General features: G+C 63.9%; 25 protein-coding genes and 2 pseudogenes. 20 read left to right on the top strand and 7 right to left on the bottom strand.

All coding sequences use genetic code 11. From position 1 onward, the window contains the following. Positions 1 to 70: 70 nt before the first annotated feature. From EJ073_RS10240 to EJ073_RS10230, 3 genes are all read left to right on the top strand, one after another. The gene (locus tag EJ073_RS10240) at positions 71 to 589 is read left to right on the top strand and encodes a hypothetical protein (protein ID WP_245455529.1); all 519 of its coding nucleotides are present in this window, start codon (positions 71 to 73) and stop codon (positions 587 to 589) included. Positions 590 to 735: 146 nt separating this feature from the next. Further along, positions 736 to 1476, top strand: a complete 741-nt coding sequence (locus tag EJ073_RS10235) for a hypothetical protein (protein ID WP_126055617.1) — start codon at positions 736 to 738, stop codon at positions 1474 to 1476. A 375-nt stretch (positions 1477 to 1851) separates the two neighbouring features. Continuing rightward, entirely contained in the window at positions 1852 to 4272 is a 2421-nt protein-coding gene (locus EJ073_RS10230; RefSeq protein ID WP_126055616.1) for a sulfatase-like hydrolase/transferase, read from the top strand. A 395-nt stretch (positions 4273 to 4667) separates the two neighbouring features. On the opposite strand, the gene EJ073_RS10225 is transcribed toward EJ073_RS10230, so the two are convergent. Next, complete coding sequence (locus tag EJ073_RS10225) at positions 4668 to 5711, bottom strand: glycosyltransferase family 2 protein (protein ID WP_126055615.1); 1044 nt, start codon at positions 5709 to 5711, stop codon at positions 4668 to 4670. Further along, complete coding sequence (locus tag EJ073_RS10220; protein ID WP_126055614.1) at positions 5708 to 6634, bottom strand: lysylphosphatidylglycerol synthase domain-containing protein; 927 nt, start codon at positions 6632 to 6634, stop codon at positions 5708 to 5710. Before EJ073_RS10220 ends, EJ073_RS10225 begins: the two co-directional genes overlap by 4 nt. 443 nt (positions 6635 to 7077) lie before the next feature. On the opposite strand from EJ073_RS10220, the gene EJ073_RS10215 reads away from it, so the two are divergent. Further along, positions 7078 to 7557 carry a DUF995 domain-containing protein gene (locus EJ073_RS10215; RefSeq protein WP_126055613.1) on the top strand — a complete coding sequence of 160 codons (480 nt, stop codon included), beginning with the start codon at positions 7078 to 7080 and terminating at the stop codon, positions 7555 to 7557. Positions 7558 to 7785: 228 nt separating this feature from the next. Here the strand turns inward: EJ073_RS10215 and galE are convergent, their stop codons facing one another. From galE to EJ073_RS10200, 3 genes are all read right to left on the bottom strand, one after another. Continuing rightward, positions 7786 to 8925: a UDP-glucose 4-epimerase GalE gene (gene galE / locus EJ073_RS10210; RefSeq protein ID WP_126055612.1), complete on the bottom strand. Its 1140-nt coding sequence runs from the start codon at positions 8923 to 8925 to the stop codon at positions 7786 to 7788. Continuing rightward, positions 8922 to 9989 carry a UDP-glucuronic acid decarboxylase family protein gene (locus EJ073_RS10205; RefSeq protein WP_126055611.1) on the bottom strand — a complete coding sequence of 356 codons (1068 nt, stop codon included), beginning with the start codon at positions 9987 to 9989 and terminating at the stop codon, positions 8922 to 8924. The genes galE and EJ073_RS10205 overlap by 4 nt, the downstream gene beginning before the upstream one ends. Positions 9990 to 10903: 914 nt before the next feature. Next, the gene (locus tag EJ073_RS10200) at positions 10904 to 11377 is read right to left on the bottom strand and encodes a carboxymuconolactone decarboxylase family protein (RefSeq protein WP_245455528.1); all 474 of its coding nucleotides are present in this window, start codon (positions 11375 to 11377) and stop codon (positions 10904 to 10906) included. A 135-nt stretch (positions 11378 to 11512) separates the two neighbouring features. On the opposite strand from EJ073_RS10200, the gene EJ073_RS10195 reads away from it, so the two are divergent. The 4 genes from EJ073_RS10195 to EJ073_RS10180 all read left to right on the top strand — a co-directional run bounded on the left by EJ073_RS10195 (position 11513) and on the right by EJ073_RS10180 (position 14289). Further along, positions 11513 to 12157, top strand: a complete 645-nt coding sequence (locus EJ073_RS10195) for a TetR/AcrR family transcriptional regulator (RefSeq protein ID WP_245455527.1) — start codon at positions 11513 to 11515, stop codon at positions 12155 to 12157. 16 nt (positions 12158 to 12173) lie between these two features. Continuing rightward, a complete protein-coding gene (locus tag EJ073_RS10190; protein ID WP_126055609.1) occupies positions 12174 to 12797 on the top strand; it encodes a hypothetical protein in 624 nt (207 codons plus the stop codon). 7 nt (positions 12798 to 12804) lie between these two features. Further along, positions 12805 to 13653, top strand: coding sequence for a 23S rRNA (adenine(2030)-N(6))-methyltransferase RlmJ (locus EJ073_RS10185; RefSeq protein WP_126055608.1), 849 nt, complete (start codon positions 12805 to 12807; stop codon positions 13651 to 13653). Positions 13654 to 13836: 183 nt separating this feature from the next. After that, positions 13837 to 14289: a hypothetical protein gene (locus EJ073_RS10180; protein WP_126055607.1), complete on the top strand. Its 453-nt coding sequence runs from the start codon at positions 13837 to 13839 to the stop codon at positions 14287 to 14289. Between the two features lie 6 nt (positions 14290 to 14295). Here the strand turns inward: EJ073_RS10180 and EJ073_RS10175 are convergent, their stop codons facing one another. After that, positions 14296 to 14886, bottom strand: coding sequence for a TetR/AcrR family transcriptional regulator (locus EJ073_RS10175; RefSeq protein ID WP_126059153.1), 591 nt, complete (start codon positions 14884 to 14886; stop codon positions 14296 to 14298). A gap of 97 nt (positions 14887 to 14983) precedes the next feature. Between EJ073_RS10175 and EJ073_RS10170 the strand changes: the two genes are divergently transcribed. The 6 genes and pseudogenes from EJ073_RS10170 to EJ073_RS32065 all read left to right on the top strand — a co-directional run bounded on the left by EJ073_RS10170 (position 14984) and on the right by EJ073_RS32065 (position 18369). Further along, on the top strand, positions 14984 to 15511 hold the full coding sequence (locus EJ073_RS10170; RefSeq protein ID WP_126055606.1) for a DinB family protein: 528 nt from the start codon (positions 14984 to 14986) through the stop codon (positions 15509 to 15511). A gap of 631 nt (positions 15512 to 16142) precedes the next feature. After that, a complete protein-coding gene (locus EJ073_RS31525) occupies positions 16143 to 16526 on the top strand; it encodes a hypothetical protein (RefSeq protein ID WP_189347729.1) in 384 nt (127 codons plus the stop codon). A gap of 271 nt (positions 16527 to 16797) precedes the next feature. After that, complete coding sequence (locus EJ073_RS10160) at positions 16798 to 17394, top strand: glutathione S-transferase family protein (protein ID WP_126055605.1); 597 nt, start codon at positions 16798 to 16800, stop codon at positions 17392 to 17394. Positions 17395 to 17484: 90 nt separating this feature from the next. Continuing rightward, the gene (locus EJ073_RS10155; RefSeq protein ID WP_245455526.1) at positions 17485 to 17868 is read left to right on the top strand and encodes a TfoX/Sxy family protein; all 384 of its coding nucleotides are present in this window, start codon (positions 17485 to 17487) and stop codon (positions 17866 to 17868) included. Positions 17869 to 18108: 240 nt separating this feature from the next. Then, positions 18109 to 18219: pseudogene (locus EJ073_RS32070) on the top strand (GFA family protein); the annotation flags it as partial. After that, a complete protein-coding gene (locus tag EJ073_RS32065) occupies positions 18220 to 18369 on the top strand; it encodes a hypothetical protein (RefSeq protein WP_245455525.1) in 150 nt (49 codons plus the stop codon). A gap of 95 nt (positions 18370 to 18464) precedes the next feature. On the opposite strand, the gene EJ073_RS10145 is transcribed toward EJ073_RS32065, so the two are convergent. Next, positions 18465 to 19109, bottom strand: a complete 645-nt coding sequence (locus EJ073_RS10145) for an outer membrane protein (RefSeq protein ID WP_126055603.1) — start codon at positions 19107 to 19109, stop codon at positions 18465 to 18467. A gap of 415 nt (positions 19110 to 19524) precedes the next feature. On the opposite strand from EJ073_RS10145, the pseudogene EJ073_RS10140 reads away from it, so the two are divergent. The 6 genes and pseudogenes from EJ073_RS10140 to EJ073_RS10115 all read left to right on the top strand — a co-directional run bounded on the left by EJ073_RS10140 (position 19525) and on the right by EJ073_RS10115 (position 24679). After that, positions 19525 to 20288: pseudogene (locus EJ073_RS10140) on the top strand (SDR family oxidoreductase). Continuing rightward, a complete protein-coding gene (gene uvrC, locus EJ073_RS10135) occupies positions 20285 to 22360 on the top strand; it encodes an excinuclease ABC subunit UvrC (protein WP_126055602.1) in 2076 nt (691 codons plus the stop codon). Before EJ073_RS10140 ends, uvrC begins: the two are co-directional and overlap by 4 nt. A 103-nt stretch (positions 22361 to 22463) precedes the next feature. Further along, positions 22464 to 23060: a CDP-diacylglycerol--glycerol-3-phosphate 3-phosphatidyltransferase gene (pgsA, locus tag EJ073_RS10130; protein WP_126055601.1), complete on the top strand. Its 597-nt coding sequence runs from the start codon at positions 22464 to 22466 to the stop codon at positions 23058 to 23060. Between the two features lies 1 nt (position 23061). After that, complete coding sequence (gene moaD, locus EJ073_RS10125) at positions 23062 to 23319, top strand: molybdopterin converting factor subunit 1 (protein ID WP_126055600.1); 258 nt, start codon at positions 23062 to 23064, stop codon at positions 23317 to 23319. A 1-nt stretch (position 23320) separates the two neighbouring features. Beyond that, positions 23321 to 23803 carry a molybdenum cofactor biosynthesis protein MoaE gene (locus tag EJ073_RS10120; protein ID WP_126055599.1) on the top strand — a complete coding sequence of 161 codons (483 nt, stop codon included), beginning with the start codon at positions 23321 to 23323 and terminating at the stop codon, positions 23801 to 23803. A 78-nt stretch (positions 23804 to 23881) separates the two neighbouring features. Further along, positions 23882 to 24679, top strand: a complete 798-nt coding sequence (locus tag EJ073_RS10115) for a YbaY family lipoprotein (RefSeq protein WP_245455524.1) — start codon at positions 23882 to 23884, stop codon at positions 24677 to 24679. Positions 24680 to 24693 lie beyond the last annotated feature (14 nt).

Here is a 24693-nt window from a genome sequence, read left to right as displayed (position 1 = left end):
ACTTTAGCGACGCGGCATAAGCAATCTTTACGGCTCCTGGCTAGTCATGACGGCATATCAGGAGGCGCAAATGAAAACGACAATGATGTTTCTCGGTGCGCTCGTCGTAATGGGCGCCACGGTCTCGGCGAGCTCCGCCGACCAACTTATGCGGCCGCGCATCAACCTCGGCAGTGCCAACGTCAAGACGATCAGCGGCGACCGCGGCGGCTATGTGATCGACTATGCTATCCGTGCGCTGAAGATGCGCCGCAGCGGCACCTTCGTGCGCTTCAGCGGCGCCTGCGACTCGGCCTGCACACTCTATCTGTCGATGCCCAGGAGCAAGGTCTGCATCACGCAGCGCGCGTCGTTCGGCTTTCACCTGCCGTATGGCGCCGGCGCGCGCGGCAACCAGGTGGCCGCCAATTTCATGATGAAGAACTATCCCGGCTGGGTTCGCGGCTGGATCGCCAAGCGCGGCGGGCTGAAGGGTTCCATCGCGACGATGACCTACGCCGATGCGAGCCGCTTTCTGCCGACATGTCCTTCCGAACAGCGCGGCACGACCATCGCCAGCCTCGGTCCGACCCGACTGCGCGGCGGCTGATCCCGCGAACCAGTGTTGAAAAGCATCACGATGGCGGGCGCTGGGCAGCGCCCGCCATCGCCGATCCATGCTGCGGCGGTGCAATTGATCCAAGGGGTCGTTGGTGTATTTTCGGTGCCGTCGTCGTCTTCGCGGGCCTCGTGCGAATGCAGCCATGTCAAAAGTTCGTGCTTATCGCCTCGCCAAGGACCGGATCCCAAGCGCTCAACCGCCATCTCAATCAGTATGACGGGATGGTGATGCATGGCGAGGTCTTCAATTCGACCTTTGTCGGCCTGCGCAACGACTACCACGAGAAGATGAACCTGCCCCGTGAGGCCGTCGAGGTGCGTGACGCCGACCCCGAGCAATTCATCGCGCGGATCTTCGACGACCCGGTGGCCCGCTTTGTCGGCTTCCACCTATTTCCCGAGCAGACGCGGCCGGCCATTCTTCCGGTGCTGGAAGACGACAGCGTCAAGAAGCTCTGGCTCGTCAGGAACCCGGTCGCGTCCTTCCTTTCACTGCTTGAGGCCGAGGCGTCCGGCGTCTGGACTGTCGATGCCTCGGAGCCGCTGCCCGCTGGCGATGACCGCAAGAAAGTGCGTTTCGACATCGACCGGTTTAATTCTTACCTCAACGAACTCAACCTGTTTCGGGCCAAGATCAAATCCGTGCTGTTCGAGACCGGGCAGCCATATTTCCCGATCCACTATGGCGACATCGCCGATCCGCTGGTCGGAAATGCCATCATAGCCTATCTCGGCGGCTCCCAGCGCCTCGACCGTTTCAAGACTGAGACCCTGAAGTCGCCGCCGCGCCCCTTTGCCGAGCGCATCGAGAACTACTGGGAATTCACCGCCTATTTCAGGGCCATTTCCACGGAAGCTTTATACGCGCTGGGGTGAGGGCGGTGCGGGCGGCGAGGGCGGTCGCGGCGCCGCCGTCGCCCTGCGTCGAAAGTTCGTCGGCTTCCGACCCTTAGCCGATGTCCGGACCGGCAGGCGGCGGGCCAAAAGCTGCGTCGATCAGGCGTTCGGTTAACCAATCCTCAACAAGCTTGGTTAACGCATGCTTGATTTTGTTGACTCTTTTTCGGCGCAGACCGATTCTGTCATGGGGGTTTGAAGGCTTTTGGCCGTGGCCGGGCCGAAGCGCAAACTGGCGGCGGGTATTCCTATGAGTGTTGCTGCGATTGCCGACATCATTGGCGGCACTGGCTCGGCGAGCCGTACCGGCATGGCGGGCAGGGCAGAGCCGTGAGCGTCCGGAGAGCATCGAAGGTGAGCCCGATTTCGGCGCGCGACGTGCGTTTCCGGTGCATGAGCCTGCAGATCATTTGCACTGGTCTGCTGTCGTGGCTGCTGCTTGGCGTCTACCGGAGCATCATCGTCGATCCGCAAACGACGCTTGGGGGCCTTGTGGCATCCATCCCCAAGGGATTGGCATCGAGCTACTACGACCTCGTCGTCATAGCGTCGATGACGGTGACAGCCTTGATCCTGCTCTTTCTGCTCAAGGCCAGCCGTCTTGGGTCCGCCGTCGTCTTCTTCCTTTTCTACCTTGCCGTCCTGGTGTCGCTGAGCTGGGGGTTTGCGAACATAAATCTGGTCAAGATGCTGGGCGAGCCGTTCACCTTCCAGTGGCTGGTCTATGGCGACTTCCTCCAGAATGCGGACGCCAGGAACGCCATGGGCGACGCGCTCAACTTCAGGGAAGTCGCTATCCTGTCGGTGTCCATCGCCCTGGTGCTTGTTCTCGGCTCTGCCGCGGCCAGACTGTGGCTGCGGCTGGGTGTCATCGGTCACAGGGTCCTTCTGGGCGCACTCGTGCTCGGCGTCGCGGGCGCCTTGGTCGGCACGGGCTATCACGTGCATGCGGAAGCGCTGCCGGCGGCGAAGATCGACAATCCGATCGTGCATTTCGTCGAATCGGCCCTGCTCAGTCCGACGCCGGTGGTGCTGACCATGAGCGCCAACGACAAGGATCCAGATGTCGCCAGCGTCGGCGAGCGTCCGCCGGAAACCTCCAGCTTCAAGGCGCCGACGCCGAATCCCATCAAGAACGTGCTGATCTTCATGATGGAGTCGGTGCCGTCAAAATACATCGAGACGTTTGGCGGCAAGTACCCGGTCACGCCGAACATCAAGAGCTATGCCGCGGACTCCATACGCTTCGACAACATCTACGCGCATGCCCCTTCCACGCATTACTCGCTATTTTCTCTGTTTACCTCGATGTACAACGACATCTCATACTACGGCATGACGATGCAGCATCCGTATCTGCCGCTGGATTCGATCTCCAACACGCTCTCCGCGCACAGCTTTCGCACCGGCTTCTTCTGGAGCGCGGATTCCCGGTTCCAGCGCGTCGACGAATTCCTGCTCAACAAGGGGCTTGATACGATCCAGGATTATCGCGGGCAGAAATGCGCCACTCCCACCTTCAAGCTCAGTTCCGAGCACTGGAAGAACATGGATTACAACAGTGATCTGTGCACGGCGCAGTCGACCATCGACTGGATGAACAAGGACGAGGGGAATCCTTTCTTCGCCATCATGTTCACGGCGATGACCCATTATCCTTACATCACCGACAGCCCGATGTTCTCGAAGATGGCGCCTTCCTCCCACACCGGGCTGGTCCACTACTCGGACGACGAAAAATTCAATGCCTACCTCAATGCCCTCAAGGTCGGCGATACGGCGCTTGGCGAAATCCTCGAGTCGCTGAAGCAGTCGGGCAAGCTCGATTCGACTTTGGTCGTGATCCTTGGCGATCATGGCGAGGCGTTCGGAGAGCATGACGACTATGTCCATGCCAGCGCGATCTATGAGGAGAACGTCCACATCCCGCTGATCATGATCAACAAGCATCTCTTCCATGATCAGGTCGTGCATTCCGTCGGCGGCATCGTCGACATCGCCCCGACCATCCTCGACATACTCGGTCTTCCGCTGCCCAAGCAGTGGCAGGGGCGCAGCCTGTTCAGCGAGCAGCGGCCGAACAAGACCTTCTTCTTCAATCCCTGGGCTGGCTTCCTGTTCGGCTACCGCGAGGACGACCGCAAGGTCGTCTTCAACGCGACCACCGGCAAGGTCGAGCAGTATGACCTCAAGGCCGATCCCGACGAGCGGACAAATCTCTTCAACGACAAAAGCGACCGCAACGCGCTGCTGCAGCCGATCGCCGGATGGGTGCAGTCGCAGCGGCGGCGCGTCGCCGATCTGGTCGCTGCCGAGGCCAAAAACACCGCGCGCTGCACCGTCACCAACCTGGAGATCGACGCCACCGGCACGGAGTTCGAAGGACCGCCGCGCCTGGATGTCCTGGTGGATGGCAAGCCCGTCGCCCAGATCAACGTGTCGGGCGTGCAAAGCAAGGCCGTAACGCCCGACGAGATCGGCGCCGAGCTGCAGGCGGCGTCGGCGGATGCAAAACCGTTCCGTGTCGACCTCAGCGCCGTGGCCAGCCCGCATTTGATCGAGCTTCGTTTTGCCAATGACCTGTGGGCTGGGCAGGGCAAGCCAGGCGATCGCAACCTGTTCATCAAGAGCGTCAAGGTGAACGGCCAGCTGGTGCCGAACAGCAGGCTGCACATCGACAACCGGGCCACCGGCTACACCGATGGCAGCGGCACCAGCATGTACAACAACGGATCGCTGTGGGTGAACGGCCCGTTTGTCGACGGATGCGTGTAGGGGGCGTTGGGCGGGGCGCCCCTCGATGCCCGGACGATCGTTCGCATTCTAATAATATCCGGCACGGCGGTTAAAGACGGTGCTCACCACGCCGTTTGCCTGAATTTTAATCAGCCCCCTCTAATATTTCCGGAGCAGCGAGACAGGCAGTCGGCATTCGGACCACTGTTCGCGACACAGATCTTTCGCCGGGGGGCGCGAGCCGAGGGCGAGAGGCTGGCGCAGGCCTTGCGCCTTGCCTCTTGCCCTCCGGCCGCCATTGCCTGCGGTACCAGTCGACGAACTTCCGCAGCCCGTCCTCGACCTCGCAACCGCGGCAGGTTCTAGCGTCGCGCTGCCGCGCCTGGGCCTTGGTGGGATATTGCTGGCGCAAGTTCCATGAGAGTCCGGTCAAATCATGACGCCAGGCGATACCAGCCGTCGCTGTCGCTTTCATCCGGCCGCGGCCGCGCGACATAAGCCGACACCCCGTTCGCCTCGTGATAGACGCGCGCCAGCAATTCCGCCAGCACACCGGACGTCACCATCTGCACCCCAGCGATAAGCAGGAAGAAGCCGGTGAACAGCATCGGGCGCGTGCCGATGTCCTGGCCGAGCAACAGTTTCAGGCACAGGAGATAGGCAAGCACCAGCGAGCCCACCGCGCCGAGCACGATGCCGATGCCGCCGAAGAAATGTCCGGGCCGCGTGCGGTAGCGCATGAAGAAATACATGAACACCAGGTCGAGCACGACCCTGAAGGTGCGCGAGATGCCGTATTTGGACTGGCCGTGGATGCGCGGATGATGGGTCACCACTTCCTGTGCGATGCGCCGCGGCGTCGTCACCGTCGCCAGCCAGGCCGGGATGAAGCGGTGCATCTCGCCATAGAGCCTGACGCTGCGGATGACGCTGCCGCGGAAGATCTTCAGGCTGCATCCATAATCCTTCAGCCGCACGCCGGTGACGCGCGCGATCAACCTGTTGGCGATGCGCGAGGGCAGCCGGCGCATCAGAAAGCCCTCCTGGCGGTCCTTGCGCCAGCCGGCGACGAGGTCGAGGTCCTCGTTGAGCAGGCGGTAGACCATTCGCGGTATGTCGAACGGGTCGTTCTGCAGGTCGCCATCGAGGGTGGCGATGACATCGCCGCGCGCAGCGTCGAGTCCTGCCTGCATGGCGGCGGTCTGCTTGTAGTTGCGTACCAGCTCGACCGCGTGCACGTGCGGCCCGTATTCAGCGGCGAGCCGCCGGATCTCAGCCGGCGTCGCGTCCGTGCTGCCGTCGTCGACGAGCACCACTTCCCACGGCTGGCTGTAGCCTTCCATCGCCTGATGGATGCGGGCGAGCAGGGGCTCGACATTGTCGGCCTCGTTGTACATCGGAATGACAATCGAGAGCTTATGCTCGGGCATGACCGCGCCGTCGGGCAAACCCGATGCAGGGATGGGCAGCAGGTTCATAGCGAGGGCTTCCTTGCAGCTTCCGCGGCCGGATCTTCCGGTAGCGTTGATTTCGAGGGGAACAGCCAGGCGATGGCGCCGGTGGCGATGGCCGAGCCGAAGATGAACAGATGCAGGGCGAGCGCCGCCTGCAGGCCGCTTTTCAAGGCGATGCCGGAGGTGAGCAATGCCGCCGCCGCGCCCGCCTCATAGGTGCCGAAGCCGGCGACGCCCTGCACCGGCAAGATAGCCGCGCCCTCGGCGCCGACCACGCCCGGAAAGGCGGTCGTGAAGGATGTCCCCAGCATCAGCGCCAGCAGCCATGCCTGCACCGAAAGCTTCAGCGCCCAGTTGGCGACCGTCCACCACCAGCCGTAGCGGGAGCGTCCCGTCGCCTCGGTGAAGATGTCGCGAATACGGCCGAGCTTGGCCACCACCCGGCCGCGCCCCGCCCAGTCGTGCGGCGCGCGCGCCCAGCGGGGCAGGTACCAGGCGACGACCATCAGCGCCGCGATCCCCGCAGCCCGCAGCGCTGGATGCAGCCCTGGCCACACCAGGCACGCGAGGATGCCGACGACGAAGGCGTCCTGCAGCCGGAACCATAGCAGCGAGGCGCTGGCGCGCATGATCGGGATGCCGAAAACCTGGCGCAAAAGCAGCGGAAAGGCCGTCTCGCCGCCGCGGAAGGGCACGACATTGATCATCGCGTTGTGGATCAGGATGACGCGCAGGCAGGCGCCGAAACGGCCGTTCACCTCGCCGCGGAATTCGTCGCAGACACGCAGCGCGCGCAGCACGTAGGTGACGAACAAGGCAACGGCCACGGCCACGAAGGCGGCGGGCGTGACGCGGTCGAAGGCGTCGCCCACCATCTTCCAGCGCGCGTCGCTGGCAAGCCAGGCCAGCAGCGCCAGGGTAACGACTATCGAGACTGCTCGTTTCAACCAATTCTCCGCAGGCTTCCGCCACCGCGTTCCGGTGGGCATCGGATGATGTCCGCTATTCCCGGCATCGGCCGGGGATCGGATCCATTGCCGGTTGTCGGCGGCCCGTAGGCCCAAAGCCCAAAGGCCGCGGCTCCTTCGATGCGGCTGCTCCTATAGACTAGCAGCCTGTTGGAATCCACAAGCTTGGTTCCGGCCCGTCGAGAAGGTGTGTTCGATCCGTTCGACAACGCCGATTGACACCGCTCTGCGCGTGGCGGTTAATAGCGGGCGGGGGCGGCAACTGCGATGCCTTGGGGAAGGCTTGGAGTGCGTGTTGGCGCTGGATCGGGGAGGCGACCACCAACATGCGACCGCGCACCATACCGACTGCTCAATACGCATTGCCATATCAAGCGGAAAGTCGGGCGCGGCAACGGCCATTTGCGAGGCGCGCCTGGCTGATGGCTCTCATTGCGTGTGGCGAGCTTGCCGCTGCCGTGAATATGGCAGCCGCGAAGGATCGTGCCCCCGCCCAGGCCGTTCCAACGGCGTTCGAGATGCAGCTCTACTACGCGGATCGCACGTGGAACTGGGCGGATGGAGCCGCCTATTTCGCGCAGGACAGGCGCCTGCGCGCCTGGACGGCGAAACCGGATTCCACCTCCATCGCTGAAGGCAGATGGCTGCTGACCAATGACGGCAAGATGTGCATGGAGCTTGTCTGGCGGTCCAAGACCTATGCCGCGACGCCGATCCGCACCTGCTTCAGCCATCGCATCCATAACGGCAATGTCGAGCAGCGCATGGAGCCCGGTGGCGGATGGTACAGCTTCAAGCACGCTTCGGGCAATGCCGCCGACGAGCATCGGAAATTCCAGGAAGGCGACGCCAAGAGCATTGAGTTCGATACGGCCCGCAAGCTGGTGGAGTCCAAGAGCTGAAGCGCCTGCGCTGAAACGGATCCGGTCGAACAAAGAAATAGGGCGGTTCAGCATTTCATGAAACGCTGAACCGCCCGAAGCAATTCCAGGAAGGTGCGTAGTGGTTGCCTGGAACTGCGTAGAACAATATTTCGAGCGGGTCGGCAATTCAAAAAGCCGAACCGCTCCGGCAATCAGGTCTGGCCGCCGCAGGCAGATCAGACAAGAAGAGGCCCGCTGAGAGAGCCCTCAACCCAACTCAGCGAGCCCGCGCCCCGACACATTACTCACTGGGACGACTGTCAGCCTTGCGGGCTGGCGTTGTTTGCCGGTGTTCGTGCCGCGCGGCGCGCGTCTGGCGCGCGACGTGGCCGTGACAGCCGGGACAGGAATTGCCGGCGCCGGCGTTGCCGGACCCAGCCCGAAGAAGGGTGCGGCCGTTCTGACGATGGTGTCGATGTCGGAGAGCTCCGCCGCGAAGCCCAACTGCTCGCGCGCCAGGCTCGGATCGGCATAGAGCTCGGCCGGGTCGCCAGGACGCCGTGTCCGATGGACGACTGGAACCGGTCGCGCCGTCATGCGGCCGACCGCGTCCAGGATCTCATTGATGGATACGCCTCGGCCGGTGCCGAGATTGACCGAAAGGTTGTCGCCGCCGGTTTCCAGATGCATCAGGGCCTTGAGGTGCGCGCGGGCAAGGTCGCTGACATGGATGTAGTCGCGCACGCAGGTGCCGTCGGCCGTGTCGTAGTCGGTGCCGAAAACCTCGATCGCGTCGATAATACCGGACGCCGCCATCAATACTCTGGGTATGAGGTGCGTTTCAGGCGTATGCCATTCGCCAAGCTCGCCCTCGGGATCGGCGCCACAGGCGTTGAAGTAGCGCAGGATCGCGTATTTCATGCCATAGGCCGCGGCATAGTCCTTGATGATCTGCTCGCCCATCAGCTTGGTGCGTCCATAGGGGCTGATCGGGTTCTGCGGCGAGGTCTCGCGCACCGGCAGGGTCTCGGGCACGCCGTAGGTCGCGCAGCTCGAGGAAAAGATGATGTTGTCGATGCCATGCGTCCGCGCCACATCGAGCACGCAGATCGTTCCCGCCACGTTGGTCGAATAATAGTCGGCCGGCTCGCCGACCGACTCGCCGACATAGGCGAGTGCTGCGAAGTGGATGATCGCCTGTGGCCGACGGGTGGTGATCACCCGATCGAGCGCCCGGCGATCGCGGATATCGCCGACAACCAGCGGACCCCAGCAGACGGATTCCTCGTTGCCGCGGCTCAGATTGTCGTAGACCACCGGCAGGTAACCGGCTGCCGAGAGCAGCTTGCAGGTGTGGCTGCCGATGAAGCCGGCGCCACCGGTTACGAGGACGGGGCGACGAGTCATGACACGGCAGCCTCCCTGGCCCACCTGTGGCTGCTGCGCGCGGCAGCGAACCGGCGGCCGCCGAGCAGTGCGTCGAAATACGCCGTGGTGTGGGCGAGGCCTTCGCTCAAGGCGACCTTCGGCTCCCAGCCGAGATGCTGCCTGGCGAAGGAAATATCGGGCTTGCGCTGCTTCGGATCGTCGACCGGAAGCGGCCGGTGCACGATGCGCGAGCGGGAGTTCGTGTAACCGACGACCAGCTCCGCCAGCTCCATGATGGTGAACTCGACGGGGTTGCCGAGATTGACCGGGTGCGCTGCCGCCGCCGGGGCGTTCATCAGCCGGATGAAGCCTTCGATGAGGTCGTCCACGAAGCAGAATGAGCGCGTCTGCGTGCCGCTGCCGTAGACGGTAATGTCCTCGCCGCGCAGCGCCTGGACGATGAAGTTCGACACCACGCGGCCGTCGTCGGGCTGCATGCGCGGGCCATAGGTGTTGAAGATGCGGGCGACACGGACGTCGATGCCGTATGTCCGCGAATAGTCGTAGAACAGCGTCTCGGCCGAGCGCTTGCCCTCGTCATAGCAGGAGCGCGGGCCATGCGTGTTGACGTTGCCGAAATAGCTCTCGGGCTGCGGATGCACCAGCGGGTCGCCGTAGATCTCGGAGGTCGAAGCCTGGAAGATCTTGGCCTTGTGGCGACGGGCGAGCTCCAGAAGGTTGATCGACCCCAGCACGCTCGTCTTGAACGTATGGATCGGATCGGCTTGGTAATGCGGCGGGGAGGCGGGGCAGGCGAGGTTGTAGATCTCGTCGACCGCAAGGTCCATCGGCAGCACATCGACGATGTCGTGCTTGATGCAGGTGAAGAACGGGTCGCGATGCATGCCATTGAGGTTGTAGCGCTTCCCGGTGTGGAAGTTGTCGAGGACGACGACCTCGTATCCGTCCAGCAGCAGTCTTTCGCACAAATGCGAACCCAGGAACCCCGCGCCACCGGCGACCAGCGCACGACCACGATCGGCATTGGCGCCCTTGCGGCCAGCCCCCGGGCCAAGTTTCACGACCTTCATAATCCTGCTCATGACTCCCCCTTACGCGGCACGCACACCACCACCCCGGTCGGGCAAGGCTCGACCAAGTCCTGAAACCGTGGCGAACCCCCGGCGTCAGCCAAAGGTGCCATCACCCATGATGTGCGTAAAAACGTCTGAGTTTGCGGGAGCTGTACTGTACGGCTTATTGGTTGCCGCTCAGCCTGCTATGCCCCGTGAATCGCGATCACGCGTCTGGTTGCCACCATCGCCGATCTTGCTCGCCCAAATTGCACACCCAACGCATATAAAAATATACCTGTGGGGATAGTAGTCAACTAAATTAGCTGTTTGTTAACCTCACTCGTTCGCGATTGGTTAATCATGAGCCGCGCGGATCGGCTTTTTCCGCCGGCCTGGAATGGCGAGGCCGTAGCGGTCGCAGGCAGCGGCGAAGCAGGCACTCCAGTCGCTGGGAAAGCTTTGTGGCCAACGGCACTGGCGGGCTTGAAGGTGTCGGATGATCGAGCCGGCAAGTGCATCGCAAGTCTATCTTTCGACGCGCTGCGGATGTCCTTGGATAAGCTTGGGAAATACAGATGTGGTTAGCCGGACCACAAACAGTCTCGGCGAAAACTGGCGCAATTGCTGGCAGTCCTGCGCGGGTCGCCGTGGGGGCGAGCCGGGAACCGTCGCCCGCCTGCAGGGCAGGTTGAGGCGGTGCTGCTCGGTGCCGGCGGCCGGCCGGGTTTCACCCGGCTCGCAGTGGCGTTTCCACTCTGGGGTGCAATGGGCGAGCCGGGCGTCGCCCGACGAAAAACCGCCTGCGGGGATAACATCCGAGGACGTCCGGGCAGGCATTCGAGCCACCTGCGCTATTGGGAGGAAGGGGGCTCACCAATGGACGACAAGGCCCGCGAACGGCGGGCCTTGTCGATCATGTCGAAACCTTTGCCACCGGCGGCCTACTCCCCGCCCATCTCCTTCTTGAACTGCTCGAAATCGACCTGCATGCCGTTGAAGATGGTGCTCCAGTGGCGGGTGATCGCGGCCATCGCCACCGCTTCCTGGATCTCCTCGTCGGTAGCGCCGGCGCGCTTGGCGTCCTGCGTGTCCGACCAGATGCAGTAGTTGCACGGAATCTGTGCCGCGACCGCCAGCGAGATCAGCGACTTCACCTTCGGCGGCAGCGCCGTCTTGTCGCTGAGCTCAATGGCCTTGACCTCGGCCCAGGCGCCGGGCAGACCGGCCTTCGGGAACTGCTTCACGAAGCTCGGCACGCCGCCCATGGTCGACTGGATGTCCTTGATGGCGGCGTCGTAGTCGTCGGCCTGGGCAGGCGCCGAGGCCAAGGTCAGGGTCAAGGCGCAAGCGGCCGCGAGCATTGATGCGGACGCCAGGCGAAGGGTGGAATTTGAAAGCGTGCGATGGGTCGACATTGTTTCTCCTCTGGTATTTGATAGCCTTACGATGTAAGGTATGGCCGAAAATGAACCTTACAGTGTAAGTTGTCAAGCGCCGCCATGGACTCATCGAGCAAAAGAAAGCGAACACGCGGCCGGTTGTCCCGCGAGATGATCGAGGACGCCGCCTTCGAGGTGATCGAGCGGGAAGGGCTTTCCGGTTTCTCGATGCGCAAGCTGGCCGCCGCGCTCGGCTGCGAGGCGATGAGCATCTACCATCACTTCCCCTCGCAGGCGCATCTTTACGAGACGCTTGTCGATCGGCAGATGAGCGCGCTGGTGGTCCCCGATGAAAGCCTGCCCTGGCGTGAGCGGGTCCGCGTCGGTATGCAGGAGTTCCGCCGTGTCGCCACCGAACACCCGGCCTTCGCGCCGTTCATCGTCGTTTACCGCATGAACTCGCCGCCATGTCTGGCCAAGCTGAACAGCATCATCGGCGTATTCGAGGCGGGCGGATTCGGTCCCGAGCTTAGCGCCCGGCTGTTTCGCGCCGCTGGCTACTATCTGATGGGGGCGATCCTCGATGAGACCGCGGGCTACGCCAAAGGCCCGTCGGCGGTCACCACCGTCAGCAACGAAGAGCTTGCCCGTGATTTTCCCAGCGTCGTGGCGGCCGGGGCCTATTTCGGCACCGCCGGTTTCGACAAGACCTTCGATCTCGGCCTGGAGATGCTGCTGGACGAAATGGAGCGGATTCGCGATGGTGCTCGGGCCGCGACCGCAAAAGGTGGAAGCGCTCGCGGCCACGGGAATTAGCTAGCCAAGGCCTTCGATGCGCTTCCTTTTCGTTCTTGTCCTCCTCGCCGGCGTCGCCATCGGCGTCCTCTATCCCTGGGCGATGAGCAATTTCTCCGGCCACGAGATCGGCACCTGGCGGGTGTATGAGCAGGGCCGCTTCCGGCCGGTGACGGTGCCGCTCGCCGCGCGCGACGCGCCGCTGAGGGTGTTGGTCGACCTCACGGCGCGGGCCGAGCGCATCGTCTCGCAACAGCGCACCGTGCTGACGCTGACCGCCGCCACCGGCGGCCGCACCGCGCTCGCCTCGACGCTCCAATTCAGTCATTCCGACAATCCGCGCCAGGCAAGCCCGCAACTGCCGGACAAGATCTTCCGTGACGAGGCGGGCGTGATCCAGGCGGTCAGCCCCGGCCCCTATCTCTTTACCGTCGGTCCGGGCGATGCCGAGGGTATCCCGATCCGGGCGGTCGATCTCGTGCTGCGCGCAGAAGCCGGCGCCATCGACGAGCGGGCACGGCCGGTCGGCTACGCGATGATGGGCGTCGGGCTGATCGGGCTGGTGCTTTCCTTCGCGTTCGGCGGTCGCGGCGGCAGGCCACAGAACCCCAACTCGCAGCCGCCACCGCCGCGCTGGGGCCGCGGCGGCTTGTCGAACTGAGGGCGGCATGAACTACCGCCACGCCTACCACGCCGGCAACTTCGCCGATGTCGTCAAGCATGTCGTGCTGACGCGTCTGCTCGACTATCTGAAGCAGAAGGACAAGGCCTTCCGCGTCATCGACACCCATGCCGGCATCGGCCGCTACGACCTGTCGTCGGTGGAAGCTCAGAAGACCGGCGAATGGCTGGGCGGCATCGGCCGGCTGGTCGACGCGCATCTGGATGCCAAGGTCACCGCCCTGCTGGCGCCCTATCTCGAGGCCGTTCGTGCCCTGAACCCCGAGGGCGGGGTGAAGAACTATCCCGGCTCGCCTCTGATCGCCAGGCACCTGCTGCGCAAACAGGACCGGCTGACGGCGATCGAACTGCATCCGCATGACGCGGAGCGGCTGAAGGCGGTCTTCGCCGGCGATTTCCAGACAAGGGTGATCGAGCTCGACGGCTGGCTGGCGCTCGGCGCGCACCTGCCGCCGAAGGAGAAGCGGGGCCTCGTGCTCGTCGATCCGCCCTTCGAGGAGGGAGGGGAGTTCTCCCGCATCGTCGACGGGCTGTCGAGAGCGCACCGGCGCTGGCCGGGCGGCATCTACGCGCTCTGGTATCCGATCAAGGACCGCAAGGCGGTCGCGGCGTTCAGGGCGGCGCTGAAGGAGACGGGCATCCCGAAACTGCTCGACATCGGCTTCGAGATCCGGCCGGCATCAACTGAGCCCAGCCTCGACGGCAGCGGCATGGTAGTGGTCAATCCGCCGTTCACGCTGGAAGGCGAGTTGCGGATCCTGCTGCCGGCCCTGCACAAGGTGACGGCAGTCGCGCAGCCGTCGCGCTGGACGCTGGACTGGCTGGCGGGCGAGTAGGGCACTGACCGCGCGGCGTGGCTTCCACCCAGCCCGTTGGCGCGAGCGGATGGGATGGCCTGCGCCGGCTGGGATCGGCCGCCGATGCCGGCGGCCACGCCTCGGAAACCATTGCCGTCGCAATCGCTTGACCGCCGCCAAGCGAATCCGCACAGTGTGCACAATCGATCTCGAGAGGCTGCCATGACTCGCTTCGCTCGTTCCGCTCTTGCCGCGCTGATCTCGCTCTGCACGCCGCTTGGCACATCGCTTGGCTTCACCCAGGCGGCGCATGCCGCCGACCTCGCCGTCTATTCCGACGAGGACAGCGGCGTCTGCGGTGAGGCCTGGGTGCTGAACAAGATCACCGACCGTTTCGCCTATCAGGTGCGCCACGTCCCGCATCTGCCGGATGTCGCGATCACCGATTTCAGCCGCATCCACCAGCACCGCTACCTGCCGGCCAGCGAGGAATGGCCGATCGGCCGCCGCTATTGCGGCGCCACGGTCAGCCTGTCCGACGGCCGCGCCCGTACCATCTGGTACCTGATCGAGGAGGGCCAGGGCTTCGCATCGATCGGCGACAATGTCGAATTCTGCGTCTCGGGCTTCGACCGCTGGATGGTCTACAACGGCCGCTGCCGCGTGCTGCGCTAGGCGCGGCTATCCTGTCCGCGCGCCGGAAAGATAGGCGCAGATCAGCTCGACGAGTTGCTTGCGCAGTTCCGGCGCATCCAGCATGTCCCGTCGCGCCGCATTGTGGATCACGCCCTCGACCGCCGAGGACAGCACGCGCGCGATCGTCTCGACGTCTTTCCGGCGCCTGCGGTACTGCGCCACGGCGGCCGTGTAGTGTTCGAGATAGCGGGTCTGGAACGAGGCATGCGCGGCGCGTGAGCCGCGATCGCCCGGCGCCTCGTCGAGCAGCACCTGATGCAGCGTCGGATGGATGCTGTGCGCCTCGATCATGCCGCGCACCAGCTCCTGCGCGAATCGCCTGAGCGGCTTGCCGCCTTCGGCTGATTCGGCGATCACCGACAGCACCTGATCGAAATGGCGGCGACGGATCGCTTCGAGCAGCGACAGCTTGTCTGGAAAATATTGATAGAGCGAGCCGATGCTGACGCCGGCCGTCTCGGCCACTTTGTTGGTGGTGAAGCCTGCCCATCCGAGCTCGCTCAGAACATGAGCACCCGCCTCGATGATCGCTTCGACGGTCGCCCGTGAACGCGCCTGGCGCGGCACCTTGCGCATGCGCATGCGCGGCTTGGCAATGCGAGTAGACATGTTTGTTCCGCCTCGCGAGAATATAAACAAGATACTCACATTTTCACAAAAAGGAACAACGGCGATGTGCGCGCTTTCCCTGCTTCGCAGCCTCTTCGACTATCAGGCCTGGGCCAACGCCGAGCTGCTTGAAAGTCTCGCAGACCTCGCGCAAGCGCACGCAAGCGAGCGCCACGCAGCGATCCGTCTGCTCAATCACAATCTCGTCGTGTCGAAGATATTCGCCGCGCATCTTTCCGGCACGCGCCACGGCTATGTTTCCGACAACACCGAGGACACGCCGTCGCTCGATGCGCTGCGCGCCGATGTCGAAGCGATGGACCGCTGGTATCGCGACTATCTCGATGCGGTAACGCCGCAACTTCTGGCGGAGCTCGTCCCGTTCATCTTCACCGATGGCGACAAGGCGATGATGTCGCGCCAGGAAATGCTGACCCATGTCGTCATCCACGGCGGCTATCATCGCGGCGAGATCGGCCGCATCCTCGCGCAAATCGCCGTCACTCCGCCCTGGGACACATTTGCCGTCCATCTCCATCGGACCGAGCCGTCGCGAAGGCTGCAGTTGGTGTCAGAGCCGGCCGGGCTGTGACGGCCCGAAAGCCTTTATATTTCAAGGGAAAAGCGGCTGCGCGGTGCGGAAGACACGGCATTCCTTCGCGCGCCATTCAACCCTGCAGCATTGGCGACTGACGAAAGCCGGCGCAACGGCCAATCTCTACCAAAGTGAGGGTTGCGGAGCGGTCCGCGCAGCGGACGGAAAGCCAACGGTTTGGCTTGCCGAGTGACGAAAGTCGGCGGCTCAGAGAAGAACGCTGTCCCGCAGCGAATGCTGCTTCCCCGCCACTTAGATCGGGTCTGAATATATATGAGCTACAAGCTCGCATTAAGTTTTGAGTTGTTCTGCAGTCGCTCTATCAAGCAAGCCGATACGACAGCCCTTCGCGTGAGCTCGCGCGAGCACCGCCATTGCAAGAGTTCCCGCGCTTGACCAGAAGATCGCATGAGTCGCGTGGCTTCAATTTCTCTCGCGGAAGTTCGCGGCGAGCTACGAAGAATCTCCGCGGACTTTTGTGCCGATCATTGCGAGCATGCTTTCGCCCTAACAGAAATTTAATCTGCGAAATTCAGTGTAATGCTTCGCTGGCTAGAAAGCCGCGAGTCAGATATGCATGAGCATGCCGGATCACTGACGATCGCCGGCAAAACGCAAGGGGCATCGCATGGCAAAGACGACAAGCAAGGCGCCGGCGGCGAAAGCGCCGGCAAAGAAAGCGGCACCGAAGGCTGCCGCGAAACCTGCAGTGAAGAAGGCAGCGCCGAAGGCAGCCGCCAAGGCTCCGGTGAAGGCAGCGGCGAAACCCGCCGCCAAGAAGCCGGTCGCAAAGGCCGCGGCCAAGCCCGCCGCCAAGGCCGCAGCCAAGCCCGCCGCCAAGGCCGCAGCCAAGCCCGCCGCCAAGGCAGCAGCGAAGCCTGCCGCCAAGAAGCCTGCAGCCAAGGCCGCGGCCAAGCCCGCCACCAAGGCACCGATGAAGGCCGCCGCCGCCAAGTCGGCGTCTGCAGTGAAGAAGGCAGCTCCGGCAAAGAAGCCGGCCGCCAAGAAGTAATCGCGTAGCTTCGCTCGCGACAAGGACAGGTGAGGGCGGGTGCCGTCGGTACCCCTCTCGCCAGTTCGGCGCCACTGGCGAAGCTGGAGCGGACGCTCCCCCTAAAGCTCCCGGGACTTTGCCATCGGCAGAACTTCCGGGAGCTTTTTTGTTGTTCGGCTTCCCCGGCAATTCGTTGCCGGCGCACTGGCTGTCCGGTTTCGCGACACTGGCCGTTGTCTTGCCGGCCATGATCGGTCAACAGTGCGCGCACACAAACAGGAACCCGACCATGCCGAAGCTGCTCTACGCCTCCACCTCTCCCTACAGCTCGAAGGTCTGCATGGCCGCGCTCTATGCCGGCATCGCCATCGACCTCGTACCGGTCAAGACCGAGGAGAAGCCGGCCGAATTGATCGGCGCCAATCCGCTCGGCAAGATCCCCGTGCTGGTCCTCGACGACGGCCGCTCGATCTACGACAGCCGCGCCATCACCCAGCACCTCAATCGCGTATCGAAGAACGCGCTGTTCCCGCGCAATCCCGACAAGCGGCTCGAGGCCGAGGTGCTGGAAGCGCTGGCCGACGGCATCTGCGATTGCGCGCTGTCGATGGTCTATGAGCGGCGCACGCGGCCGGAAGAGATGGTCTATCAGCCCTGGCTCGATCGCCAGTGGGCGAAGATCACCACCGCGCTCGATCTGCTCAACGCCAACCCGCCAAAGCTGCCGAAGAAGATCACCGCCGGCCAGATGGCGCTGCGCGCCACCCTCGGCTATCTGGCGCTGCGCTTCGCCGGCAAATGGGAAAAAGGCCGCGGCCGGCTGACCCGCTGGGCGGCGCGCTTCGACGAGAAGTTCCCGGACCTGAAACCGGCCGTGCCGGCGTAGGCGCCTTCCCCTTCTCCCCCAAGGGGAGACTAGCTTGAACCCCATCCACTTCCATGCTTGCCTGATACTCCCCAAGTCGGAGTGGTGAGCATGGCGAAGTCAGTCACCAAAACCAGCGTCGCGCCAGACCCCATGGTCGAGCGCCTGCGCGCGGCTCTCGGCCAGCGCGCCTTCACTGAACAGAAGATGTTCGGCGGCACCTGCTTCATGCTCAACGGCAACATGCTGATCGGTACCTCGAAGCGAGGACTGCTGGTGCGTGTCGGCAAAGCGGCGCATGAGACCGCCGCCGCGCGTCCGCATGCCCGCCCAATGGAAATGGGCGGCCGGGCGATGGAGGGCTACGTCCACGTCGCGCCTGAGGGCACGGCGACGGAGGCCGATCTCGACAGCTGGCTCGATCTCGCGCTGGCCTTCGTCGAGACGCTGCCGCCGAAATCGAAGCCAGCCAAGGTCGCAAAGAAGCGCATGTGAGCTGATGGAGCAGCCTATCTTGCACTGCATCGACTGGTGTCGTGAACCGGCTCGGCAACGCGGCCGGCGGGAGGATTGCGATGGCGTTTCTGACGGGACGTTGTATGTGCGAGGCGGTCACCTGGACCTATTCCGGGGACATCACACGCAATCTGGTCTGCCACTGCGCCGATTGCCGGCGCGCCACGTCCGCCCCGTTGACGGCCTTCCTGGGCATGCGGCCGGAGCAGATGAGCCTGGATCGGCGAGATCAGCCACTATGAAAGCAGCCCGAACACCTTTCGCGGCTTCTGCCCGTCCTGCGGCACGAGACTCTATTTCCGCTCGGACAGATGGCCTCATGAGATCCATGTGCACGCCGCCACCATGACCAATCCGGACGACTACCAGCCCGATGCGCAGGTCTTGATGCGCTCGCGGATGACATGGCTCGAGCGGCTGCCGTCGATACCCGCCCATGACGGCTTCCAGGAAAAGCCAGCCGATCGACCAAGCACCTGACAAGCTGATAGGTGAGGGGGCCGCATCCGTTCCAGTGCAGGCACAAAAAAAGCCGGGCGCGAGGCCCGGCTTTTTCGTGTCGTGGCTTGGACGACTTAGAACTTCATACCGACGCCGAAGGTGACGCGGTTGTCCTTCGACTCGACGTTGCCGACATTGTCGAAGTCCTTGTCGCCGTAGTCGGTGTAGCGGTACTCGACACGGCCAAACACGTTATCGGTGATCTTGATGTCGGTGCCGACACCGGCCGTCCAGCCGAGCATCGCCTTGCTGTCGCTGGAGACGCCGTCGTCGATCTTCTGGTTCTTGGCCGCAAGACCGCCGGTGCCGTAGAGCAGGATTTCCGGCGTCACGGAATAACCGAGGCGAGCGCGCAGCGAGCCATCCAGGCCGCCCTTGGCTTCGACGCCGGCGCTGGAACCCTTGACGCCATTGTAGCCGAGATCGGCTTCAGCACCGTACACGAAGTTCTCCTGCTGCCACTGGTAGCCGCCGAAGACGCCGCCGACAAAGCCCTTGGTCTTGATGTCGGGACCGCCGGAAACGTCGGCATGACCGCTGAAGCCATAGCCGGCGCTCAGGCCGAGATACGGGCCGGCCCAGGAAGCGACGGGAAGCTCGGCAACCGGAGCGGGGGCCGGCGGCTCTTCCGAGATGACGTCGGCCGCGAAGGCAGTACCGCTAAGGGCGAAGAGCCCGAGCGCGACCGCGAGCGGCGCGAATTTGAGATTGGCTTGCATTGTTCTTTACTCCTTAAGCCACAGGACACATAGGCTTGTTGTTCATGAGCGCCCCAAGACCCGTCCGGGGGGATAAACGGACCCGGCGCTCAACGGTTCCAAATGTCGTGTCGAAATGCGGCTGAAGCGAACCTGAACTTGGGTCATTCCCCGGCGCGAATGAGGCTGAACCGTGACGTTGCATCTTCGCAACAGCGAAATGTCAGCAGGGCTTCCATGCTGCGCTGCACGCGGCTTGGTGCAAGGAGTCCAGCGTCCTATATTGCGATCCAGCCGGCGCGAATCCGGATCACGCAAAGGTTGCGACGAGGCCGTTCCGCCACATTCCCGCCCCAGGTGGAAATGGCGTTTAACCCCTTGCCCCGTCATAATGTGCCGGCTTCCGGAATCGAGGCGGCGATTTGAGGATTGACAGATGAGCAAAGCCGCCGGGACAGCGCTGGTGACGGGTGGGGCAAAACGGATCGGTAAAGCGATCGTCGAGGATTTGGCCGCGCATGGCTTTGCCGTCGCCATCCACGCCAACCGCTCGGGTGCCGAGGCAGAGGCGCTGGCTGAACGCATAAGGGGCGAGGGCGGCCGCGCCGCCGTGATCGCGGGCGACCTCACCGACATGGACGCCGTCGGCGATCTCGTCGGCCGCTCGGAGGCGGCGCTTGGGCCGGTCAGGTTGCTCGTCAACAATGCCTCGCTTTTCGTCGACGATCGTGTCGAGGATTTCGACTGGCAGGCCTGGGACCGCCACTTCGCCATCCATGTGAAGACGCCGGCGCTTCTGGCGCAGAATTTCGCCCGCGCCCTGCCGCGAGGCGAGGAGGGCTGATCGTCAACATAATCGACCAGCGCGTGTGGCGGCCGACACCGCGCTATTTTTCCTATGCGCTGTCTAAGTCGACGCTGTGGACACAAACCCAGATGCTGGCGCAGGCGCTCGGCCCGCGCATCCGCGTCAATGCTATCGGCCCGGGCCCGACGCTCAAGAGCGCGCGCCAGGACGATGATGATTTCGCCGCGCAGCTCGACGGGCTGATCCTTAAGCGCGGCCCGGATTTGTCCGAATTCGGCGCTACCATCCGCTATCTCTGGGACGCGCGCTCGGTCACCGGCCAGATGATCGCGCTGGACGGCGGCCAGCACCTTGCATGGCAGACGCCCGATGTGACAGGCATGGTGGAATGAGTCCCACAGATCAGAAGCACAAACGAAACGGCGACGCCGACGACCTGCCGCCCGACCTCGACCTCGAGGACGAGTCGGTCGAGGAGATTGTCGAGCCGGAGACAGCCGGACCGGATGTTGCCTTCACCACGATCGACTGGACGCCGCATGCCGGCGACGCCGATGGCATGGTCGGCGCCGAGGTGATCCAGACGCTCGTCAAGCGGCTGCCCAACGCGCCCGGCGTCTATCGCATGATGAACGCCGCCGGCGACGTGCTCTATGTCGGCAAGGCGCGCAGCCTGAAGAAGCGCGTCACCAACTACGCGCAGGGGCGCTTTCACACCGCCCGCATCGGCCGCATGGTGCGCGAGACGGCGACGATGGAATTTGTCGTCACCCGGACCGAGATCGAGGCGCTGCTGCTCGAGGCGAACCTCATCAAGCGGCTCAGGCCCCGCTTCAACGTGCTGATGCGGGACGACAAATCGTTTCCCTATATCCTCCTGACCGGCGACCATGTCTCGCCCGGCATCTACAAGCATCGCGGCGCGCGTTCACGAAAAGGGGACTATTTCGGCCCCTTCGCTTCCGCCGGCGCGGTCGGCCGCACCATCAATTCGCTGCAGCGTGCCTTCCTTTTGAGGAGCTGCACCAATTCCTTTTACGAGAACCGTACCCGGCCCTGCCTGCTCTACCAGATCAAGCGCTGCGCCGGTCCTTGCACCGGCGAGATCTCGCACCAGGACTATGCCGGGCTGGTCGCCGAGGCGAAGGACTTTCTCTCGGGCCGCAGTCTGAAGGTGAAGACGGAAATCTCCGCCGCCATGCAGCAGGCCTCGGAGGAGCTCGATTTCGAGCGCGCCGCCATCTACCGCGACCGGTTGGCCGCGCTCTCGCATGTGCAGGCGCACCAGGGCATCAACCCGCAGACGGTGGAGGAAGCCGACGTCTTCGCCGTCCACCAGGAGGGCGGCCAGACCTGCATCCAGGTCTTCTTCTTCCGCACCGGCCAGAACTGGGGCAACCGCGCCTATTTCCCCAAGGCCGACCCGGCGCTGGAGGCGGCGGAGGTGCTGGGCTCGTTCCTGGCGCAGTTCTATGACGACAAGCCGACGCCGCGCGCCATCTTGCTGTCGCACGCCGTCGTGGAGCAGGAACTTCTGGCCGAGGCGCTGTCGACCCGCGCCGGCCGCAAGGTGTCGATCTCCGTGCCACAGCGCGGCGAGAAGAAGGACCTGACCGACAACGCGCTGCAGAACGCGCGCGAGGCGCTCGGCCGCAGGCTGGCCGAGACATCGACGCAGGCGCGCCTGCTGTCGGGCTTTGCGCAAACCTTCGGCCTGGCCAAGCCACCGGTGCGCATCGAGGTCTACGACAACTCGCACATCATGGGCACCAATGCCGTCGGCGCCATGGTCGTCGCCGGGGCGGAAGGCTTCGTGAAGAACCAGTACCGAAAGTTCAACATCCGCTCGACTGAGATCACGCCCGGCGACGATTTCGGCATGATGCGCGAAGTCATGGAGCGGCGGTTCTCGCGCCTGCTCAAGGAGCATGGCGACACGCGGCAGGAGGCGGAAGGCGCACCGGCCGAGGATGACGGCGAGGACGGCATCGAGGCCAATGGCGGCTTTCCGGCCTGGCCGGACGTCATCCTCATCGACGGCGGCCAGGGCCAGATGACGGCGGTGCGCAAGATCCTCGCCGATCTCGGCATCGAGGACCGCGTCGCCGCGATCGGCATCGCCAAGGGCCAGGACCGCGACGCCGGCCGCGAGCGCTTCTTCGTCAGGGGCAGGGACTCTTTCTCGCTGCCGGTGCGCGACCCCGTGCTCTATTTCGTCCAGCGACTGCGCGACGAGGTTCACCGCTTCGCCATCGGCTCGCACCGCGCCCGCCGCAAGAAAGAGATGGTCAAGAGTCCGCTCGACGAGATCGCCGGCATCGGCCCCGGCCGCAAACGCGCGCTGCTTTTGCATTTCGGCACCGCCAAGGCCGTCAGCCGCGCCGCGGTCGAGGACCTGGTCAAGGTCGACGGCATTTCGGAACAGATGGCCAAGCTGGTCTACAACCATTTTCATGACAGCTGACCATTCTTGCGCCTATTTTCGCCTGACCAATCGAATCTGACCAGTTGACCCCCCACATTCCCTTCTGATTTGAGTACGCAGCGGAGAGAGTACCCAAAACGACATGGCCCAGCGCGCGTTTAACCTGCCGAACATCCTCACCTACGCCCGTATCATCGCGGTGCCGCTGGTGGTGCTGTGCTTCTTTCTCGAGGGACATCTGAAGTCGAGCGACTTCGCCCGCTGGTCGGCGCTGGTCATCTTCCTGCTCGCCTCCATCACCGATTATTTCGACGGCTATCTGGCGCGCGCCTGGCAGCAGACCTCCAACATCGGCAAGATGCTTGATCCGATCGCCGACAAATTGCTGGTCGCCACCTGCCTGCTGCTTCTTGCCGCCGACACCGACCGCCATGCCGGCATCGCCGGCTGGTCGCTGTGGGCGGCGATCATCATCCTATGCCGCGAGATCCTGGTCTCTGGCCTGCGCGAATATCTGGCGGCGCTTAAGGTGTCCGTGCCCGTCACCCAGCTCGCCAAGTGGAAGACCACCATCCAGATGGTCGCCATCGCCTTCCTGCTGGCGGGCCCCGCCGGCGACAAGATCTTCCCGCTGACCACGCAGACCGGACTGGTGCTGCTGTGGATCGCAGCTCTCGTGACGCTCTACACCGGCTACGATTATTTCCGCGCCGGCCTCAAGCACATCATGGACGAGTGAGATGGCGACCAGGCTCATCTATTTCGCCTGGGTGCGCGAGCGGATCGGCAAGCCGGAAGAGGATGTCGACCTGCCACCCGGCATCGAGACGGTGGCAGACCTATTGCGTTGGCTGAAGTCGCGCGGCGAGGAATACGAGAACGCGCTGCAATTTCCTGACGTCATCCGCGTCGCCATCAATCAGGAACATGTCGGCCACCGCGAGAAGATCGCGGGCGCGCGCGAGATCGCGCTGTTCCCGCCGATGACAGGGGGCTGAGGTGGCGGACGCTGTGGTGCCTGCAATACGCATCCAGCGCGAGGATTTCGACGTCGCCGCCGAAATCGCCGGGCTGACCAAGGGACGTGCCGATATCGGCGCCGTGGTGACCTTCTCCGGTCTTTGCCGCGACGAGCAGGGCAGGCTCGCCGCCCTCGAGCTCGAACACTATCCGGGCATGGCCGAGGCCGAGATCGGTCGCATCGCCACCGAGGCGGTCCAGCGCTGGCCGTTGCAGGGGCTGACCGTCATCCACCGCCACGGCAAGGTCCGGCCCGGCGAGAACATCGTGCTGGTGGTGGCGGCTTCGGCGCACCGGCAGGCGGCATTCGAGGCGGCGAATTTCCTCATGGATTACCTCAAGTCGCGCGCGCCCTTCTGGAAGAAGGAGCACCGTGCCGATGCTTCCGAGGGTGGCTGGGTCGAGGCCAAGGAGGCCGACGACGAGGCAGCCGAGCGCTGGATGACGAAGCCGACCGATTAGAATCCACCCCGTGGCCATGTATTGACCGCAATCCTGCAGGACCCTGCGTTGGCTGGCGCAACCTAGGGGAGCTGGGTCATGCTGGACAGGATCGCTGAATTCTTCATCTTCGGCCTGGTGCCGTTGGTCGTTGGCGTACTTGCGGTGCCGGAATTCTCCGATGCCGCCGAGACGACGCTGAAGGGCGAGGTGATGTATCGCGAGCGTATCGCGCTGCCGCCCAATGCCGTGCTCTCGGTGCAGCTTGCCGACATGTCGCTGGCCGACGCGCCGGCCGCCATCATCGGCGAGCGCAAGGTAGCGCCGGCGGGCCAGGTGCCTATCAAGTTCGAGATCAGCTTCGACCCGCGGGTCGTCCGCCCGAACATGACCTACGCGCTGCAGGCGCGCATCACCGTCGACGACAAGCTGCTGTTCATCACCGATACGCGCCATCAGGTCGACCCGCTGAGCGATAAGCCTGAGACCATCGTGCTGAAGATGGTGGCGCAGGACCCAACGGCGGATACGCTGCTCGGGCAGAGTTGGCTGGTCGAATATATCGACGGCATCGGCGTCATCACCGACCCGCAGGCGACGTTCCGGGTGGACGAGGGCGGCAAGGCCGGCGGCAAGGGCCCCTGCAACGCCTATTTCGCCACCGCCAAGGTGGACGGCGAAAAGATCGCCATCAGCGACATCGGCTCGACCTACATGGCCTGCGCGCCTGAGGTCATGGCTCAGGAGAAGGCGCTGTTCGAGGCGCTGGCCAAGGCCGCCTCCTACCATTCGACGCCGGCAAGCTCATCATCGCCGACAAGGACGACCGCGTCATCCTGCGTTTCAATGCCGCGAGCTAGATTTCTGGAAAGCTGGGGAGCGGCTTTCCGTCCCTAGGCCAGCACAAGCGC

It is taken from the genome of Mesorhizobium sp. M4B.F.Ca.ET.058.02.1.1 (genome assembly GCF_003952505.1).
Taxonomy (GTDB): Bacteria; Pseudomonadota; Alphaproteobacteria; order Rhizobiales; family Rhizobiaceae; genus Mesorhizobium.
Note: the sequence above shows the minus strand (reverse complement) of the source record. Positions and strands in the feature narration are given on the sequence as shown.

What these genes read in the sequence shown, in the direction of transcription:
- EJ073_RS10155 (WP_245455526.1), top strand. Translation starts at nt 17,485, where the DNA reads ATGGCGAAGTCAGTCACCAAAACCAGCGTCGCGCCAGACCCCATGGTC.
- EJ073_RS10185 (WP_126055608.1), top strand. Translation starts at nt 12,805, where the DNA reads ATGAACTACCGCCACGCCTACCACGCCGGCAACTTCGCCGATGTCGTC.
- EJ073_RS10115 (WP_245455524.1), top strand. Translation starts at nt 23,882, where the DNA reads ATGCTGGACAGGATCGCTGAATTCTTCATCTTCGGCCTGGTGCCGTTG.
- moaD (WP_126055600.1), top strand. Translation starts at nt 23,062, where the DNA reads ATGGCGACCAGGCTCATCTATTTCGCCTGGGTGCGCGAGCGGATCGGC.
- uvrC (WP_126055602.1), top strand. Translation starts at nt 20,285, where the DNA reads ATGAGTCCCACAGATCAGAAGCACAAACGAAACGGCGACGCCGACGAC.
- pgsA (WP_126055601.1), top strand. Translation starts at nt 22,464, where the DNA reads ATGGCCCAGCGCGCGTTTAACCTGCCGAACATCCTCACCTACGCCCGT.
- galE (WP_126055612.1), bottom strand. Translation starts at nt 8,925, where the DNA reads ATGACTCGTCGCCCCGTCCTCGTAACCGGTGGCGCCGGCTTCATCGGC.
- EJ073_RS10225 (WP_126055615.1), bottom strand. Translation starts at nt 5,711, where the DNA reads ATGAACCTGCTGCCCATCCCTGCATCGGGTTTGCCCGACGGCGCGGTC.
- EJ073_RS10180 (WP_126055607.1), top strand. Translation starts at nt 13,837, where the DNA reads ATGACTCGCTTCGCTCGTTCCGCTCTTGCCGCGCTGATCTCGCTCTGC.
- EJ073_RS10200 (WP_245455528.1), bottom strand. Translation starts at nt 11,377, where the DNA reads ATGTCGACCCATCGCACGCTTTCAAATTCCACCCTTCGCCTGGCGTCC.
- EJ073_RS10190 (WP_126055609.1), top strand. Translation starts at nt 12,174, where the DNA reads ATGCGCTTCCTTTTCGTTCTTGTCCTCCTCGCCGGCGTCGCCATCGGC.
- EJ073_RS10175 (WP_126059153.1), bottom strand. Translation starts at nt 14,886, where the DNA reads ATGCGCAAGGTGCCGCGCCAGGCGCGTTCACGGGCGACCGTCGAAGCG.
- EJ073_RS10235 (WP_126055617.1), top strand. Translation starts at nt 736, where the DNA reads ATGCAGCCATGTCAAAAGTTCGTGCTTATCGCCTCGCCAAGGACCGGA.
- EJ073_RS10215 (WP_126055613.1), top strand. Translation starts at nt 7,078, where the DNA reads ATGGCTCTCATTGCGTGTGGCGAGCTTGCCGCTGCCGTGAATATGGCA.
- EJ073_RS10160 (WP_126055605.1), top strand. Translation starts at nt 16,798, where the DNA reads ATGCCGAAGCTGCTCTACGCCTCCACCTCTCCCTACAGCTCGAAGGTC.
- EJ073_RS31525 (WP_189347729.1), top strand. Translation starts at nt 16,143, where the DNA reads ATGGCAAAGACGACAAGCAAGGCGCCGGCGGCGAAAGCGCCGGCAAAG.
- EJ073_RS10205 (WP_126055611.1), bottom strand. Translation starts at nt 9,989, where the DNA reads ATGAGCAGGATTATGAAGGTCGTGAAACTTGGCCCGGGGGCTGGCCGC.
- EJ073_RS10145 (WP_126055603.1), bottom strand. Translation starts at nt 19,109, where the DNA reads ATGCAAGCCAATCTCAAATTCGCGCCGCTCGCGGTCGCGCTCGGGCTC.
- EJ073_RS10240 (WP_245455529.1), top strand. Translation starts at nt 71, where the DNA reads ATGAAAACGACAATGATGTTTCTCGGTGCGCTCGTCGTAATGGGCGCC.
- EJ073_RS10195 (WP_245455527.1), top strand. Translation starts at nt 11,513, where the DNA reads ATGATCGAGGACGCCGCCTTCGAGGTGATCGAGCGGGAAGGGCTTTCC.
- EJ073_RS10170 (WP_126055606.1), top strand. Translation starts at nt 14,984, where the DNA reads ATGTGCGCGCTTTCCCTGCTTCGCAGCCTCTTCGACTATCAGGCCTGG.